Annotated in this window: 13 protein-coding genes and 2 pseudogenes; 9 read left to right on the top strand and 6 right to left on the bottom strand. The window is 70.5% G+C overall.

Annotated features, from left to right (window positions below):
* Positions 1–60 precede the first annotated feature (60 nt).
* The 3 genes from H9L22_RS08030 to pyrR are packed head-to-tail and all read right to left on the bottom strand — an operon-like array spanning position 61 to position 2,805.
* Positions 61–1,323 (bottom strand): dihydroorotase, encoded by a 1,263-nt coding sequence (locus H9L22_RS08030; protein ID WP_187722290.1) that lies wholly within the window; start codon positions 1,321–1,323, stop codon positions 61–63.
* 13 nt (positions 1,324–1,336) lie between these two features.
* Positions 1,337–2,272 (bottom strand): aspartate carbamoyltransferase catalytic subunit, encoded by a 936-nt coding sequence (locus H9L22_RS08025; protein WP_187722289.1) that lies wholly within the window; start codon positions 2,270–2,272, stop codon positions 1,337–1,339.
* A complete protein-coding gene (pyrR, locus tag H9L22_RS08020; RefSeq protein ID WP_187722288.1) occupies positions 2,269–2,805 on the bottom strand; it encodes a bifunctional pyr operon transcriptional regulator/uracil phosphoribosyltransferase PyrR in 537 nt (178 codons plus the stop codon). Before pyrR ends, H9L22_RS08025 begins: the two co-directional genes overlap by 4 nt.
* 134 nt (positions 2,806–2,939) lie before the next feature.
* Here pyrR and H9L22_RS08015 point away from each other — a divergent pair, with 134 nt between their 5' ends.
* Both H9L22_RS08015 and H9L22_RS08010 read left to right on the top strand, forming a co-directional pair.
* The gene (locus H9L22_RS08015; RefSeq protein ID WP_226966215.1) at positions 2,940–3,359 is read left to right on the top strand and encodes a pyrimidine dimer DNA glycosylase/endonuclease V; all 420 of its coding nucleotides are present in this window, start codon (positions 2,940–2,942) and stop codon (positions 3,357–3,359) included.
* A gap of 66 nt (positions 3,360–3,425) precedes the next feature.
* Positions 3,426–3,623 (top strand): hypothetical protein, encoded by a 198-nt coding sequence (locus tag H9L22_RS08010; protein WP_187722287.1) that lies wholly within the window; start codon positions 3,426–3,428, stop codon positions 3,621–3,623.
* A gap of 86 nt (positions 3,624–3,709) precedes the next feature.
* On the opposite strand, the gene H9L22_RS08005 is transcribed toward H9L22_RS08010, so the two are convergent.
* From H9L22_RS08005 to pepN, 3 genes and pseudogenes are all read right to left on the bottom strand, one after another.
* Positions 3,710–4,072, bottom strand: coding sequence for a type II toxin-antitoxin system death-on-curing family toxin (locus H9L22_RS08005; RefSeq protein ID WP_187722286.1), 363 nt, complete (start codon positions 4,070–4,072; stop codon positions 3,710–3,712).
* Positions 4,069–4,272 carry a CopG family transcriptional regulator gene (locus H9L22_RS08000; RefSeq protein WP_187722285.1) on the bottom strand — a complete coding sequence of 68 codons (204 nt, stop codon included), beginning with the start codon at positions 4,270–4,272 and terminating at the stop codon, positions 4,069–4,071. Before H9L22_RS08000 ends, H9L22_RS08005 begins: the two co-directional genes overlap by 4 nt.
* 44 nt (positions 4,273–4,316) lie before the next feature.
* Positions 4,317–6,904 (bottom strand): annotated as a pseudogene (gene pepN, locus H9L22_RS07995) (aminopeptidase N).
* Between the two features lie 140 nt (positions 6,905–7,044).
* Here pepN and ligA point away from each other — a divergent pair.
* From ligA to H9L22_RS07960, 7 genes and pseudogenes are all read left to right on the top strand, one after another.
* Positions 7,045–9,147 (top strand): NAD-dependent DNA ligase LigA, encoded by a 2,103-nt coding sequence (gene ligA / locus H9L22_RS07990; RefSeq protein ID WP_187722284.1) that lies wholly within the window; start codon positions 7,045–7,047, stop codon positions 9,145–9,147.
* A gap of 5 nt (positions 9,148–9,152) precedes the next feature.
* Positions 9,153–9,605 carry a ribose-5-phosphate isomerase gene (locus H9L22_RS07985; RefSeq protein WP_187722622.1) on the top strand — a complete coding sequence of 151 codons (453 nt, stop codon included), beginning with the start codon at positions 9,153–9,155 and terminating at the stop codon, positions 9,603–9,605.
* Positions 9,606–9,630: 25 nt separating this feature from the next.
* Positions 9,631–10,098, top strand: coding sequence for a DUF1707 SHOCT-like domain-containing protein (locus tag H9L22_RS07980; RefSeq protein WP_187722283.1), 468 nt, complete (start codon positions 9,631–9,633; stop codon positions 10,096–10,098).
* A gap of 172 nt (positions 10,099–10,270) precedes the next feature.
* Positions 10,271–11,089 carry an Fpg/Nei family DNA glycosylase gene (locus H9L22_RS07975; protein WP_187722282.1) on the top strand — a complete coding sequence of 273 codons (819 nt, stop codon included), beginning with the start codon at positions 10,271–10,273 and terminating at the stop codon, positions 11,087–11,089.
* Positions 11,090–11,098: 9 nt separating this feature from the next.
* A pseudogene (locus H9L22_RS07970) lies at positions 11,099–11,814 on the top strand (beta-phosphoglucomutase family hydrolase).
* A complete protein-coding gene (locus H9L22_RS07965) occupies positions 11,814–14,315 on the top strand; it encodes a glycoside hydrolase family 65 protein (RefSeq protein ID WP_187722621.1) in 2,502 nt (833 codons plus the stop codon). The pseudogene H9L22_RS07970 and the gene H9L22_RS07965 overlap by 1 nt, the downstream one beginning before the upstream one ends.
* Positions 14,312–15,607, top strand: coding sequence for a hypothetical protein (locus tag H9L22_RS07960; protein WP_187722281.1), 1,296 nt, complete (start codon positions 14,312–14,314; stop codon positions 15,605–15,607). Before H9L22_RS07965 ends, H9L22_RS07960 begins: the two co-directional genes overlap by 4 nt.
* The last annotated feature ends 35 nt before the right edge of the window (positions 15,608–15,642 follow it).

The following is a 15,642-nucleotide window of genomic DNA, read 5'->3' as shown; positions in this document are numbered from 1 at the left end:
GAACCATCCTTCGACTGGCTCAGGAACCATCCTTCGACGGGCTCAGGAACCAGCTCTCCCTCAGCGGCGGAAGGTCTCCCGGCCCCGCAAGAACGTCGCCTCCACCGGGTCGGGCAGCGAGCGACCGTGGTACGGGTTGTTCCGGCTCAGCGACGCCGACGACTCCCTGTCCACCGTCGTGATCCGTGACGGGTCCACCAGCACCAGGTTCGCCGGCTCCCCGGCCGCCAGCGGACGGCCCTGACCGCCCAGCTTCGCGATCCGCGCGGGCGTGTGGCTCATGCGTTCGGCCAGGGTCTCCCAGCCGATCCTGCCTGGATTCAGCATCGTCTCCAGCACCACCGACAGCGCCTGTTCCAGGCCGAGCATGCCCGGCCGTGCATCCACGAAGGCGTGGTCCTTGTCGTGGGTCGCGTGCGGCGCGTGATCGGTGGCGACGGCGTCGATCGTGCCGTCGGCCAGCGCGGCCCGAACAGCCTCGATGTGTTCGTCCGTGCGCAGCGGCGGGTTCACCTTGAACGTGGTGTCGTAGCCGACGAGCTCGCCGGTGCCCAGTAGCAGGTGGTGCGGGGTGACCTCGGCGGTGACGCGCACGCCGCGGGCCTTCGCCCAGCGGATGACGTCGACGCCCTCGGCCGTCGAGACGTGGCACACGTGCACCCGTGAGCCGACGGCCTCGGCCAACTGCACATCACGCGCGATGATCGCCGACTCCGCGACGGGCGGCCAGCCGCCCAGCCCGAGCCGGCCGGAGAGCTCGCCCTCGTGGCAGCAGGCGCCGGGACCGGCGAGGTTGGAGTCCTGCGAGTGCTGCGCGATGACGCCGTCGAACGGCTTGACCCACTCGAGCGCGCGGCGCATCAGCTGCGCATTCATGAGACAGAAGCCGTCGTCGGAGAACATCGTCACCCGAGCGGCCGATCGGTTCATCAGGCCGAGCTCTGCGAGTTCCTGGCCCGCGAGCCCCTTGGAGATGGCGCCGATGACGGCGACGTCGACGAGCCCGGCCCGGCGGCCGAGGTCGTCGATGTGCTCGGCCTTCTCAGCCGTGTCGGTCACCGGGGTCGTGTTGGCCATGGCGCAGACGGCAGTGAAACCGCCCCGGGCCGCAGCCCGGGAGCCGCTCAGGACGGTCTCGGTGTCCTCGCGGCCGGGCTCACGCAGGTGCGTGTGCACGTCGACGAGGCCGGGAAGGGCGATGAGGCCGTCACAGTCGAGCACGTCGGCGCCGCTGCCCGCGTCGTCGACGATGAGCCCGTCGCGCATCACGAGGTCGGTGCGGGTGCCGTCCGGCAGTGTGACGGAGCGCAGCACGGTGGTCATGATCGGGTCCCTTCTAGGCGCCGGCGTCGCCGGCCAGCAGGTGGTAGAGGACGCTCATCCGCACGGCCACTCCGGACGAGACCTGGTCGAGGATGATCGAGGAGGCGGCATCCGCGGCGGGGGAGGAGATCTCGAGACCGCGGTTGAGTGGGCCGGGGTGGGCGATGCAGGCGCCGGGCTTCATCGACGCGAGTCTGCGGGCCGTCAGCCCGTAGCCGTCGATGTACTCCCGCTCGGAGGGGAAGAAGCCGCCGCTCATCCGCTCCCGCTGGACCCGCAGCATCATGGCGACGTCGACGTCGGGCAGCACCGAGTCGAAGTCGCTGGTCACGTCGACGCCCCACGTCTCGGCGCCCGGCGGCAGCAGCGTGGGCGGGGCGACCATGACGACCGAGGCGCCGAGCTTGCCCAGCAGCAGGACGTTGGAGCGGACGACGCGCGAATGCAGCAGGTCGCCGGTGATGGCGACGCGCCTGCCCGCCAGGTCGTCGCTCTGACCGATGGAGCGCAGGTGACGGCGGATGGCGTGCGCGTCGAGCAGCGCCTGCGTGGGGTGCTCGTGCATGCCGTCGCCGGCATTGATCATGGAGGCCCGGACCCAGCCCGCCGCCTGCGCGACCGAGCCGGAGCCCGCGTGACGCATGACGATCGCGTCGACGCCCATGGCATCCAGCGTCATGAGCGTGTCGCGCATCGACTCGCCCTTGCTGACGCTCGACCCCTTCGCCGACACGTTGATCGCGTCGGCGCTCAGCCACTTGGCGGCCAGCTCGAACGAGGAACGGGTCCGCGTCGAGTCCTCGAAGAACAGGTTGACGACGGTGCGGCCCCGCAACGCAGGAAGCTTCTTGATGGGCCGGGACTGCACGTCGTGCATCTCCTCGGCGGTGGCCAGCAGCGTCTCGATCTCGTTGCGGCTCAGGTCCGCGATGCCCAGGAGATGCTTCACTCGGCGCTCCGTTCGATCGTGACGAGGTCCTCGCCGTCGGTTTCGGTGAGTCGGACCCGGACCCGCTCGTCGCGGGCCGTCGGGAGGAGGCGTCCGACGATGTCCGCCTGGATCGGCAGCTGACGGTGGCCCTTGTCGACCAGCGTGACCAGCTGGATGGCGCGCGGGCGACCCAGATCGGCCAGCGCGTGCAGCGAGGCTTGGACGGTGCGGCCGGACTCGAGCACGTCGTCCACCAGGACGACGACGCGGTCGTCGAGGTCGACGGGCAGGATGGTGCGGCCGGGGCGTCGGGTCGGCTGATCTCGCAGGTCGTCGCGGTACATGGTGATGTCGAGCTGGCCGACGGTGAGCTCGTGGCCCTGCTCGGCGGCGATCGCGGCCAGCCGGGCGGCCAGCGGTGCACCGCGGGTGAGGATTCCCAGGAGGAGCACGTTGTCGGCCCCGTGATTCTTCTCGAGGATCTCGTGCGTCATGCGCGTCATCGCCCAACGCATGTCCTCTGCGGAGAGCACCGCCCGCGGAGTAGTCATCGCACCTCCCGTGATCGCCAGCAATCTACCGCACACGATGTTGCCCTGCGGACCGTGGCCGGCGCTGTGGAAGGGCTGCCCGGCGGCGCAACGAAGGGTGTGCCCGACGGCGCTAGGCTCGCGGCCATGCGAATGTGGTCGATCCATCCCGGCATCTCGACCGGCAGGCGCTGATCGCCGGCTGGCGGGAGGCGTTGTTGGCGCAGGCGGTGTTGGCGGGCAGGACGGCCGGCTACCGGCATCATCCGCAGCTGGAGCGCTTCCGGGCCGCACCCGATCCCCTCGGCGCCGTCGGCGCCTACCTGACGGCGCTGGCCGACGAGGCCGACAGCCGCGGCTACCGCTTCGACCGCACCCGCATCGACCGGCAGGGCGCCGACGCGGGCGCCCTTCCGGTGACCACGGGACAGCTGGCGTTCGAGCGGGCCCACCTGGCCGCCAAGCTCGAGATCCGCTCGCCTGACCTGCTGCCGGGCCTGCCCGACCGGCTGGGGCCGCACCCGCTGTTCGTGGAGGTGGAGGGCCCCGTCGAGTCGTGGGAGCGGGTTCGGTAGGGGGCGTGGTTAACGGTTTGACGGGTGAGTGAGCCGACCTGGCCCCGGATCGGTTACCATGCCGCCATGAACCTGCTGCCCCTCGAGGTCCCGCCGGGCTGGCCCCAGCCGGAGCCGCTGTCCGATTTCCACCTCCTGATGCTGACCGCCGTCGGCCCGCTGGCCTTCGCCGCCGTCGTCACCCTGCTGGTGTTCGCGCCGAAGCTCGTCGGCCGCAGCAAGGATGCCGCGCCCGGCTCCACCGAGGTCGTGGCCGCGGACTGATTCCCTCCATCTCGTGGGCGGCGCCGGGACTATCGTCTCGGCGCCGCTTCCGCGTGCCCGGTGACGCGCACATCTGCCGCTGACGGTCAGCGCCAGGAGGCGAGGTGTCTGGCGACGTCGGAGTAGCGCATGGCGCCGCTGGCGACGGCAATCACGAGGTCGTAGGCGTCATCGTCGGGGGCATCGAGGGCGAGGTCGTTGAGTCCGTAGAACACCACAACGGCCAGCCAGCCGAGCCGCTTGTTCCCGTCGACCAAGGCGCGGTTGCCGACCAGCGATTCCAGCAGCACAGCAGCCTTGTCATCGATCCCCGGGTAGGCCTCCCTGCCGAAGAAAGTCACCCCTGGCCGGTGGACGGCGGAGTCGAGCAGGCCGATGTCGCGCACCGGACCCACACCCAGGTCGTCGATCAGGAACAAGACGTCTTCGAGGGTGAGGTACTGCGTCACCGGCCGAGCCGGTCAAGCAGGTCGGAGTACCGGGCCCGGGCGGTCGCGGACAGGTCGCGAATCTTGTCCTCGCGCACCCGTCGTGCTGCCGCTTCGCGGATCGCCCGCACGGTTGCCTCCTGCTTGCTGACACCTTCGGCCTCGGCGAGCAGGGCGAGGGCCCGTTCGTCTTCGGGGTCCAGTCGTAGAGTCATGGCCATGAAGCCATGATACCACTCTGGTATCTCCCGTACGGTCGGGCGGCTCAGGCTCGGCGGCTGGCCTCCTGCGCCCGCAGCGCCCTCCTGGCCTCGTCGAGACGCTCGGTGACGGTGCGTCGCACCTGCTCGCTCGGCTCGTTGTCCTCGAGCCAGCTGGCGATCGTCGCCACCAGCGAGTCGGTGACCAACGGGGTCGGGAACAGCCAACGCAGCGCGGTGCCGATCGCGGCGTAGCCGCGGCTCTGCCAGATGCCCTCACGGCGCGAGATGCGGCCGAGCAGGTCGAGGTACGCGGCGGGATAGGGGGCCAGCACCTCGTCCTGGCCGTAGCGCCAGAAGCCCATGCAGATGGCGCGGTGGGTCTCGTTCGCCACGTCGGCCTCGTCGGTGGCCAGGGCCCACGCCTCCGCCTTCGCGTCGTCGTCCGGCATCGCGGCGGCGGCGCCGGCCGCCTCCTCGGCGCCGGCGGAGGTCGCGTCGCGCTCCAGTTCGGCGGCGATGTCGTCCTGCCCGAAGACGCCCAGCTTCGCCAGCGCTGCGGTGATCGCCCACCGCATGCCGGTGTCGATGGCGAGCCCGGCGGGGACCTCCTCGTCGTTCAGCCAGCCGCGCACCAGCTCGACGGCCTCGTCGGAGCGGGAGGCGGCGATCAGCGACTTCGCGAGCAGCACCTGGGTGTCCGAACCCGGCTCGGCTGCCTTGAGGAGGCGCGCGACGCCCGCGACCAGCGTGGAGTTGAGGTCGGCCCTGAGCTCAGGGCGGTGAAGGACAGCGCGGCCGCAGACGCCTGCGCGAGCAGCGTCGACACGGCGGCCATGTCGGTCTCGGAGGCGAGGCCGGCCAGGACCAGAGCCACGTAACGCTGGGCGGGGAGCTCGGCGTCCCGGGTCATCTCCCAGAACGCGGTCCAGGCGACGGCCCGGGCCAGCGGATCGCTCAGCCCCGCGAAGTGCCCGGTCAACGTCTGCACGGAGCGCTCATCCAGGCGGACCTTCGTGTAGGTGAGGTCGCCGTCGTTGACAAGGATCAGGTCGCCCCGATCGGCGCCCACCAGCTCGGTCACGTCGGTGCTCTCGCCGGCGACGTCCAGCTCGACGTAGCGCGTGCGTTCGAGGGCGCCGTCGTCCGTCAGCGCGTAGATGCCGATGCCGAGGCGGTGCGTCCGCAGGGTCGCGTGGTCGGACGGCGCCGTCTGGCGGATGGCGAAGCGCGTGAAGCGGCCCTCATCGTCCAGGTCGAAGTCGGCCGCCAGGGTGTTGACGCCCGTGGTCTCGAGCCACTCGGAGGAGAACCAGGACAGGTCACGGCCGGACGCGGCCTCCAGCTCGACGAGCAGGTCGGAGAGCTGTGTGTTCCCCCAGGCGTGCTTCTCGAAGTAGCGGCGCACGCCCGCCTGGAACGGCTCGCGCCCCACGACGGACACGAGCAGCTTGAGCACCGAGGCGCCCTTGGCGTAGGTGATGCCGTCGAAGTTCTGCTCGACCTTCTCCAGGTCCGACATGTCGGCGGCGATCGGGTGCGTGGTCGACAGCTGGTCCTGCAGGTAGGCCCACGCCTTCCGCTCGTTGCTGAAGGAGGCCCACGGGTTGGCGTCGGTGCCGTAGCGGCGGGCGATCTCGTCGTTGGCGAAGTGCGAGGCCCACTCGGCGAACGACTCGTTCAGCCACAGGTCGTCCCACCAACGCATGGTGACCAGGTCTCCGAACCACATGTGCGCGAGCTCGTGCAGGATCGTGTTGTCGCGCGCGTCCAGCTCGCGCGACGTCACCCGGGAGCGGAACAGGTACTCGTCGCGGAACGTGACGCAGCCTGCGTTCTCCATCGCGCCCGCGTTGAACTCGGGGACGAAGATCTGGTCGTAGGTGTCGAACGGGTAGGCGACGCCGAACGACTCCTCGAACACCTCGAAGCCGCGACGCGTCGTCGTCAGGATCCGGTCGGCGTCCAGGTACTGCGCCAGCGACTGCCGGCAGGCGACGGCGGCGGGGATCTCGCGGCCGTCGGAGGCGACGGTGCCGTGCACGACGTGGAAGTCGCCGGCCACCAGCGCGGTGATGTACGTGGACACCCGGGGCGTCGCGGCGTGCTCGAAGCGGCCCATGCCGTCGCCGATGTCGACGGGCTGGACGCTCGCGGAGTTGGTGAACACGACCCAGTCGATGGGTGCCAGCACCGTCAGCTTGAACGTGGCCTTCTGGTCCGGCTGCTCGGCGACGGCGTACATGCGCCGCGAGTCGGCGGTCTCGAACTGGGTGTAGAGGTAGGTGCGCTGGTCGGCGGGGTCGATGAACCGGTGGAGGCCCTCGCCGGAGTTGGAGTAGCGGCAGACGGCGACGACGCGGACCTCGTGCTCGCCCTCGCTCAGGTCGGGCAGCGGTAGGCGGTACCCGTCGAATCCGGCCACGTCGAACGTCTCACCGTCGACGCTGGCCTCACGGATCTCGTCGGCGATGATGTCGAGGTGCGTGACCCCGCCCGTCGAGGCCAGCCGCAGCGCGGTGGTCGACAGGAACTGGCGGGTCGGTTCGGCCACGCCTGCGCCGGTGAGGTCGACGACGACGTCGTAGGCGATGGTCGAGATGACCTTCGAACGGGCGTCGGCTTCGTCGCGGGTGATGTTGGCGGTCGCCATGGGGGCTGCTCCTCGTTGGGTCCGCCGCGGGCGCGACGGATGTCGGTCCGTCCTATTCTGGCGCCTGGAGACGCTGCCGCAGGGGATTTGGCCCGCTGCGTCGTCGAATGAGCGCCGCCAGGGTGTGGAACGATGGCGCCATGAGTGAAGAGCCACGCGTGGATCAGGGCGTCACCTCCCCGGAGTTGCGACGCCGCTGGACCGAGCTGAACACGGCGCTGACGGAGGCGCAGGAGGCCTATTACGGCGCCGACGCGCCGGTGCTCTCCGACGCGGCCTACGACCAGATGATGCGCGAACTGGAGGCGCTGGAGGAGGCTCACGCGTCGCTCGTGACGCCCGATTCGGTCACGCAGCGCGTCGGGACGGCGACCGTCACCGACTTCCGGCCCGTCGAGCACCGCGCCCGGCTCCTGAGCCTCGACAACGTGTTCAGCGACGACGAGCTGGCCGCCTGGCTGATCCGGACCCCCGCCGAGCGGTATCTGGTGGAGCTGAAGATCGACGGGCTCGCCGTCAACCTGCTGTACCTCAACGGCCGGCTGAGCGTCGCGGCCACCCGCGGCGACGGTCGCGTCGGCGAGGACGTGACCCCGAACGTCGCCACCATCGCCGGGATCCCGCACCGGCTGCGGGGGGACGCGCCCGACGTGCTCGAGGTCCGCGGGGAGATCTTCTTCCCGACGGCGGGCTTCGCTGCCCTGAATGAGTCGCTCGTTGAGGCGGGGCGTGCCCCGTTCGCCAACCCCCGCAACGCGGCCGCCGGCTCGCTGCGGCAGAAGAACCCGCAGGTCACTGCAGGGCGGCCGCTGCGGATGACGGTGCACGGCGTCGGCACGGCCGAGGGCGTGGCGTTCTCCTCGCAGAGCGAGGCCTACGCCCGCATGAAGGAGTGGGGGCTGCCCGTCGCCGAGACCTGCAAGGTTGTCGGCTCCGCGGCCGAGGTGGCCGAGTTCGTCTCCTACTACGGCGAACACCGACACGACCTGACCCACGAGATCGACGGCATCGTCGTCAAGGTCGACGACCTCGCCGAGCAGGCACGTCTCGGGACGACGTCGCGGGCGCCGCGGTGGGCCATCGCGTACAAGTACCCGCCGGAGGAGGTGAACACGAAGCTGCTCGACATCCAGGTTGGCGTCGGCCGCACGGGTCGGGTGACGCCCTACGGGGTGATGGAGCCGGTGTTCGTGTCCGGCTCCACCGTCGACAGGGCGACGCTGCACAACGGCTTCGAGGTGGAGCGCAAGGGGGTCCTCATCGGCGACACCGTCGTGCTCCGCAAGGCGGGCGACGTGATCCCCGAGATCGTCGCGCCCGTCGTCGCGCTGCGGGACGGCACCGAGCGGGCCTTCGTGATGCCGACCCACTGCCCCTCCTGCGGCACCGAGCTGCGCCCGGAGAAGGAGGGTGACAAGGACATCCGCTGCCCGAACGCCCGGTCGTGCCCCAGCCAGCTGCAGGAGCGGCTCTTCGGGCTCGCCTCGCGCGGGGCCCTGGACATCGAGGCGCTCGGCTGGGAGGGGGCGGGGGCGCTGCTCGAGTCCGGTCACCTCACCGACGAGGGCGACCTGTTCGCCCTGACCGCCGACGACCTGCTCGCCACCGACTTCTACACCCGTGCGGCCAAACCCGCCGAACTCGTCGACGACGCCGTACCCGTGCGCGACGGCCGGGTGCTCTCGACGGTGGGGCACAAGCTGCTCGCCAACCTTGAGTCCGTGAAGGAACAGCCGCTGTGGCGGGTGATCGTGGGCCTGTCGATCCGCCACGTCGGCCCCACGGCAGCCAGGTCGCTGGCCACGCACTTCCGTTCCCTCGACGCGATCCGTGCCGCGTCGGCGGAGGAACTGGCAGGGGTCGACGGCGTCGGATCGGTGATCGCGGAGGCTGTGCTGAGCTGGTTCGCCGTCGACTGGCACGTCGACATCGTCGACAAGTGGGCCGCCGCTGGCGTCCGCATGGCCGATGAGACCGACGAGTCGACTCCTCGGACCCTCGAGGGACTCACGGTCGTCGTCACAGGCTCGCTCGAGCGGTTCAGCCGCGACGGGGCCAAGGAGGCCATCCTCACTCGGGGCGGCAAGGCGGCCGGCTCGGTGAGCCGGAAGACCGACTACGTCGTTGTCGGAGCCAGCGCCGGCTCGAAGGCCGAGAAGGCAGAGTCGCTCGGGGTGCCCATCCTCGACGAGGCCGGCTTCGAACGATTGCTCGCCGGCGGCCCGGCGGGGCTGGGGGAGTGAGCACCATGCGTGTCCACATCGCCACCGATCACGCCGCCTTCGAGCTCAAGGAATACCTGGTCCAGCGGCTCCTGGCCGACGGCGTCGACGTCGTCGACCACGGCGCGGCGACGCTGGATCCCGACGACGACTACCCGCCGTTCATCCTCGCCTGCGCGGAGGCCGTCGTCGCCGAGCCTGGGTCGCTCGGGATCGTGCTGGGCGGATCGGGCAACGGCGAGCAGATCGCCGCGAACAAGGTGCCCGGCGTGCGGGCAGCCCTGGCGGCCTCCGTCGAGCTGGCCCGGCTGGCCCGTGAACACAACGATGCCAACGTCGTCGCGCTCGGCGGCCGGATGCAGCCGCTGGAGGAGGGCTACGCCATCGTGCGGGCCTTCCTCGACACGCCCTTCTCGCAGGGGGAGCGCCACGTGCGCCGCATCGCGATGATCAACACGTACGAGAGCCGCCGCGGCTGACGCCGCGCCCGGGACAGGAGAAACGATGTCCGGACAGCTTCCGGTGCCCCAGCCGTCGGAACCCTCGTGGGAGAGGTTCACTGCGGATCCGCGCCGCCCCCGCAACGCCGACGTGCGGGTCGGCCACGCCGACCGTGACCTGGTCGCGGACCTGCTCGGCGACGCCTACGCCGTCGGGAAGCTCGACACCGTCGAGTACAACGAGCGGCTGGACAAGGCGATGGAGATCCGCACCGTCGGCGAGGTGATGTCGCTGGTCGGGGACCTCATGGTGGTGCCGGCCGGGATGGGCAGGAGCGCGGGCAACGGCCGCCGGCTGGCCGCGTCGATCCTGTTCCTGATCGCGGGAACGGTGGTGGCCCTCAACGTGGTGATCTGGCTGCTGGCCAGCATCTCCGCGCGCGAACTGCTCTACTTCTGGCCGATGTGGGTGGCGGTGGGGATGGTGGTCCCGGTCGTGATCGGCGCGGCGTTGCGTCGCTCGGCGGACTGATCCCCACCCGCCGCGGAGCGCCGCGGCAGCAGCTTGGCGCGCAGGGCCCGGTTGCGGTCGACGAGCCCGGAGACGCCGTCCCGTCCGAACTCGCGGGGCTGTTGCTCTGACATGTGGCCATGCTACCCACGCCCTTCCCCGACCTGGCAGGGCCGTGGGTACAGTGGCCGACATGCCTGAGGGTCACGTCATCCACCGCCTGGCCGACGAGTTCACCACCACGTTCGGCGGCCGCGCCGTCACCGTCACCTCGCCGCAGGGACGTTTCGATCCCGGTCGAATCGACGGCGCCGTCCTCGACCGCGGCGAGGCGGTCGGCAAGCACCTCTTCATCGACTTCGCCACCGACGACGTCGTCCACATCCACCTTGGCCTCATCGGCAAGCTGCGGTTCGAGCCGTACGCCGCGCCCTGGGGCGAGGTGCGGATGCGCGTCACCGACGGCGTCACCACGGCCGACCTGCGCGGTCCGCAGTGGTGCCGCATCCTGACCCCCGACGAGAAGCAGGCCGTCATCGACACCAGCGGCCCCGATCCGCTGCGAGACGACGCCGACCCGGCCAAGGGGTACGCCCGGCTCCGCCGCTCCGGGAAGTCGCTCGGTGCTCTGCTCATGGACCAGCGGATCGCCGCCGGCGTCGGCAACATCTTCCGGGCCGAGGTCCTCTACCGGCACCGGCTCGACCCGACGGTCCCCGGCCGCGATGTCGACGAACGCACCTGGCGGATTGTGTGGGACGACCTGGTCGGGCTCATGCACTACGCGGTGGAGCACGGACGCATCGACACCGTCCGCGACGAGCATGGGCCCGAGGCGCAGGGCCGGGACCCACGCGTGGACCGTCACGGAGGCGAGGTCTACGTCTACCGTCGTGCCGGACAGCCGTGCCTCGTGTGTGGCACGGAGGTCCGCACCGCCACCCTGGAGGGCCGCAACCTGTACTGGTGCCCGCGTTGCCAGCGGAGGAGGAAGGCGACGCCCGGCCGCTAGGCTGAGGCAATGCTCGTGAACCGATTCGCCGCCGTCCTGTTCGACCTCGACGGGGTCATCACCCCCACAGCCGACGTCCACATGGTCGCCTGGGCAGACATGTTCAACGCCTACCTCGCCGGCGTCCCCGGCCAGCAGCCGTACGTCGCGGACGACTACTTCCGCTACGTCGACGGCAAACCCCGCTTCGACGGTGTGCGCGACTTCCTCGCGTCCCGCGGCATCGTGCTGCCCGAAGGCACCCCCGACGACGATCCGGCGCTCGAGACCGTGTGCGGGCTCGGCAACCGCAAGAACGACGCCTTCAACGAGACACTCGAGCGTGACGGCGTCGTCGGCTACCCCGGCTCGGTGCGGCTGATCGAACAGCTCGCGGCCGCCGGCACCAAGCTCGCCGTCGTGTCGTCGTCCAAGAACGCGCCGGCCGTGCTGCGCGCGGCCCGGCTCGACCAGTACTTCCCGGTGATCGTCGACGGCAACGTCGCCGTCGCCGAGGGCTGCCCGGCAAGCCCGCGCCCGACACGTTCATCCGCGCAGCCGAGCTGCTGCAGACGACCCCCGGCGAGTCGGTCGTGATCGAGGACGCGCTGTCCGGTGTCGCGGCGGGCGCCGCGGGCGGTTTCGGGCTGGTCATCGGCGTCGACCGTGGCGTCGGCGCAGACGAACTGCGCGGCGCTGGCGCCGAACTCGTCGTGGGGGATCTCGAAGAGCTGGTCGCGCCGTGATCCGGGACCTCACCGGCGACCCGCTCGACCGTTCCCGGTACCCCGTCGACGAGTGGCGGCTCGTCGAGACCGAGCAGCGTGCCGACGATGTCGGCACCACCGAGACCCTCTTCGCCGTCGGCAACGGCTACCTCGGGATGCGTGGCAACCCGGAGGAGGGTCGCGACTCCTACGCACACGGGACCTTCATCAACGGTTTCCACGAGACCTGGCCCATCAAGCACGCCGAGGAAGCCTTCGGCTTCGCGCACACGGGCCAGACCATTGTCAACGTGCCCGACTCGAAGCTGATGAAGCTGTACGTCGACGACGAGCCGCTCAACGTCTCCATCAGCGACCTCGCCAGCTACGAGCGGTCCCTCGACTTCCGCGACGGCCGTCTCCACCGCACGGTCATCTGGCGCACGCCGGCCGGCAAGCGGGTCAAGGTCACCAGTTCGCGGATGGTCTCGTTCACCGACCGGCACCTCGCCCTCATGGAGCTCGAGGTCACCCTCCTCGACGGCGACGCCCCCGTCGTGATCAGCTCGCAGATCGTCAACCGGCAGGACGGGTACTCCGACTACCAGCGGCCCGACAGCGGCGCCGAGACGTGGGATCCCCGCCGCTCGGCCAGGTTCAACGAGCGTGTCCTCCTGCCGAAGGTCAGCTGGCATTCGGCCCAGCGGATGCTGTTGGGCTTCCAGGTGGCGCGCTCCGGCATGACGCTCGGCGTCGGCGCGGACCACTTCATCGACACCGAGTCGCTCGTCGAGACACTGACCTCCACCGAGGACGACCTCGGCAAGCAGGTGTTCCGCATCGACGGGCAGCAGGGCGTGCCGATCACCGTCCGCAAGTCGGTCGCCTACCACTCGTCGCGGGCCGTGCCCTGCAATGAGCTCGCCGACCGGTGCCGACGGACGCTCGACCGGGTCCGTGACAAGGGCTTCGAGTACTTCTACGAGCAGCAGCGGCAGTGGCTCGACGAGTTCTGGAGCAACTCAGACGTGGAGATCGAGGGGCATCCCGAGATCCAGCAGGCCGTTCGGTGGTGTCTGTTCCAGCTGGCCCAGGCCACCGCGCGGAGCGACCAGCAGGGGATCGCGGCCAAGGGCGTGACCGGCTCCGGCTACGAGGGGCACTACTTCTGGGACACCGAGGTGTACCTCGTGCCGTTCCTCATCTACACGTCGCCCAACGTCGCCCGCAACGCGCTGCGGTTCCGCGTCAACCTGCTCCCGTACGCCCGCGAACGGGCCACCGTCCTGTCGCAGCGCGGGGCACTGTTCCCGTGGCGGACCATCAACGGTGAGGAGGCCTCCGCGTACTACGCGGCAGGCACCGCGCAGTTCCACATCGACGCCGACGTGGCGTTCGCCTTCAAGAAGTACCGGGACCTGACCGGCGACACCGAGTTCATGTACCGCGACGGCGCCGCCGTCCTGGTGGAGACGGCGCGGCTCTGGGCGGATCTCGGCTTCTGGCGCGCGGAGGGTGACGGCACCGCCAGGTTCCACATCCATGGCGTCACGGGGCCCGACGAGTACACGGCGGTGGTGAACAACAACCTGTTCACCAATGTGATGGCCAAGGCGAACCTGGCGTCCGCCGTCGCCCTGCTCGAGGAGATGGAGGAGGCCGACCCGGCCGCCCATCAGCGGCTCGTCTCGGCGCTCGGCGTCACGCCCGAGGAGGTCTTCGAGTGGCAACGGTGCGCCGACCACATGGTGATCCTCTTCGACGAGACGTTCGGGATCCATCCGCAGGACGAGAAGTTCCTCAGCTCGGAGCTGTGGGATCTGGCGAACACGCCCGACGACAAGCGGCCGCTGCTGCTCAACTACCATCCGCTGGTCATCTACCGGTTCCAGGTGTTGAAGCAGGCCGACGTCGTGCTGGCGCTGTTCCTGCAGGGTGACCAGTTCACCGCCGAGGAGAAGAAGGCCGACTTCGAGTACTACGACCCGATCACCACGGGGGACTCGACGCTCTCGGGCGTGGTCCAGTCGGTGATGGCCGCAGAGGTCGGCTACCAGGACATGGCCATGGACTACTTCCTGAACGGGCTGTACGTCGACCTGGCCGACCTGCATTCCAACGCCCGCGACGGTGTCCACATCGCGTCGACGGGGGGCGTCTGGAACGCCCTCATCTACGGGTTCGCCGGCCTGCGCGACCACCACGGCCGCGTCACGTTCGATCCGCGGCTGCCCGCCGACTGGCCGGGCATGCGGTTCCCGCTCCGGATCAGGGGCTCCCGGCTGCGGGTCCACCTCGTGGCCGACTCGATCTCGTTCGAGGTCGACGAGGGAGGCCCGGTCGAGCTCAGCGTGCGCGGCACGTCTGTGACGGTGAACCCGGGCGAACCGCTCCGGGTGCCGTTGGCGCACCAGGGCGACCAGCTGCCGTCCCTCGAGGGCAGCCACCCCGTCGTCGGCGTCCGCCGCACCGACGGGTCCGTCGTCCAGGCTGTCGTGCCCGAGGCACACCGCCAGGAGATTGTGGACGAGGGCTGGTGAGCGTCGAGATCACGTCCGCCCAGAGCGAGACGTTCGAGTTCGCCGTCACCTCCGACGGCTGCGTCCTGACCGGCACGGGCCGGCTGCGTGCGCTGGCTGTGACCTTCGGTGAAGGCTGGCTGACTCCGCACGCCCTGGCTGACGGTGTCGGCATCACGGTGGAGAACGTCGCCGGTGTGGTGGGGACGGTCCGGGTCACCTCCGGTGTCCGCATGCGGCTGGACGTGGCGCTGGAGAACGAGGTGGGCGACGTCATCGAGGTCGACGGCCCCGTCCTGTCGGCGGCCGGGGAACGCCCGGTCATCGGCTGGATCGCGGGGGCTTCCGGCGAACTCGTGCTGCCCGGGCCGGATGGGCCGGGACTGCTGGCGCAGCGCCGCGGGCTGTGCGTTCCCGGATCCGCGCCCGGCGAGGTGTACCCCCTGGGCGAGGTCGTCACCGTCGCCCCCCGGCAACTGGTCACCGCCGCCTGGACATACGAGACCTTCTCCGGCGACCTGCTCGACGTTCCCGCCGAGCACACGGACCTGCCGCTGGCCCGCTATGTGCCGGTGGGGGAGACCGTCGAGTTCTCGGCGCCCGACGGCATGGTCACCTTCCCGGACGCGACGCGTCTCGCTGAGTCCGACGGCGAGTTCGTCCTCGACCCCGAGCCGGGCCTGACGCAGCTCCAGCTCTGGGGGATCGGCGGTGCCACGCTGGTGGAGGTCGGGGCCTACGAGGACCTGTCCACCCTGCGCGGGCGGGCCACCGCGCTGCGGGGCAGCAGCGACACCTGGTGCTACGTCGCCGTCCGGCACCTCCTTGAGGGGGAGATCCGCGACGACATCGTCGACCGGATCGACTGGCTGCTGGCCGAGGCGGAGGAGTCGCCGTCGGCGTGGACGGCGTGCGCCGCCGCGCTGGCCGTCAACCTGGATCTGCCGCTGTGGGACGTCGCGATGACGATGGCCACCCGCGTGCTGGAGCGCCCGACGGCGGACGATGTCCTGCTGCTGGCGCTGCACGGCCTGATCTCAGCCGAGGAGGCGATGGGACGCTGGCCGGTCGGTGACTTCGACCGTGTCGGTCTCGACGCCGTCGCCGCGCTGCGGTACGGCCGGATTCACACCGACTCGCCGCGGGAGACGGGGCGTGACGTCGCCGTCGCCAGGCTGTGGGCGGCGGGGCTCGGTGAGTCGGAGCGGGGGCTGCGGGCCGCGGCCTATGCGCAGGCGGCGGAGGCCAGGCTGCTGTGTCATCTGTCGGTGCGGCCGGACCTGACGGATCTCGCCTGGCTGTCGGTCAACTAGGCGCGCCTGCGACCGGGCCCGCCGCACCCCGCTGG

Source organism: Tessaracoccus defluvii (assembly GCF_014489575.1).
Classification (GTDB): domain Bacteria; phylum Actinomycetota; class Actinomycetes; order Propionibacteriales; family Propionibacteriaceae; genus Arachnia; species Arachnia defluvii.
The sequence above is the reverse complement of the archived record's forward strand: the minus strand, read 5'-3'. Positions and strand labels throughout refer to the sequence as shown.

Excerpts from the sequence above, each read along its gene's own strand:
- H9L22_RS08030 (WP_187722290.1), bottom strand. The coding sequence starts at position 1,323 with ATGACCACCGTGCTGCGCTCCGTCACACTGCCGGACGGCACCCGCACC.
- pyrR (WP_187722288.1), bottom strand. The coding sequence starts at position 2,805 with ATGACTACTCCGCGGGCGGTGCTCTCCGCAGAGGACATGCGTTGGGCG.
- H9L22_RS08010 (WP_187722287.1), top strand. The coding sequence starts at position 3,426 with ATGAACCTGCTGCCCCTCGAGGTCCCGCCGGGCTGGCCCCAGCCGGAG.
- H9L22_RS08000 (WP_187722285.1), bottom strand. The coding sequence starts at position 4,272 with ATGGCCATGACTCTACGACTGGACCCCGAAGACGAACGGGCCCTCGCC.
- ligA (WP_187722284.1), top strand. The coding sequence starts at position 7,045 with ATGAGTGAAGAGCCACGCGTGGATCAGGGCGTCACCTCCCCGGAGTTG.
- H9L22_RS07985 (WP_187722622.1), top strand. The coding sequence starts at position 9,153 with ATGCGTGTCCACATCGCCACCGATCACGCCGCCTTCGAGCTCAAGGAA.
- H9L22_RS07980 (WP_187722283.1), top strand. The coding sequence starts at position 9,631 with ATGTCCGGACAGCTTCCGGTGCCCCAGCCGTCGGAACCCTCGTGGGAG.
- H9L22_RS07975 (WP_187722282.1), top strand. The coding sequence starts at position 10,271 with ATGCCTGAGGGTCACGTCATCCACCGCCTGGCCGACGAGTTCACCACC.